Origin of the sequence: Stenotrophomonas maltophilia group sp. RNC7 (assembly GCF_030910085.1) — a bacterium.
In the GTDB taxonomy this organism is placed as follows: domain Bacteria; phylum Pseudomonadota; class Gammaproteobacteria; order Xanthomonadales; family Xanthomonadaceae; genus Stenotrophomonas; species Stenotrophomonas sepilia.
This window is the reverse complement of sequence record NZ_JAVFVN010000887.1, coordinates 1-352: the sequence shown is the minus strand read 5'-3', so window position 1 is coordinate 352 and position 352 is coordinate 1. Positions and strand designations below refer to the sequence as shown.

Genomic DNA, 352 nt, shown 5'->3' with positions numbered 1-352 from the left:
TCGGCAAGATCGTATAAATGAGACATGTTCTCCTTAGACCCTACGCCTCTACCTCCGGATATTAGAACATTGGCATCCTCTATATTGGCTTTTTTCTTATCTTCCTTCACTATTTCTAGAACTTCAACATTTAAGTCCGATGGTGTTAGACCTGCGTCAAAGACTACAACGTCTCCTGTTCTACTGGTATCTCTATCCAGCTTTAACATAACCCCTGGTCTTACAGTGGACATCTGTGGTCTATGATCTGGACATATGATCGTCGCCATAATATTGCCGCCAAAGGCTGGTCTCGTCATCAGAAGCTGTCTCGTTTCTTCGTCTATATCCAAGGAAGTACAATCTGCTGTTA

The 352-nt window shown here is 42.9% G+C and carries 1 pseudogene; it reads right to left on the bottom strand.

The window, feature by feature from the left end:
• Positions 1 to 332: pseudogene (locus RCF13_RS21800) on the bottom strand (electron transfer flavoprotein subunit alpha/FixB family protein); the annotation flags it as partial.
• Between the last annotated feature and the right edge of the window lie 20 nt (positions 333 to 352).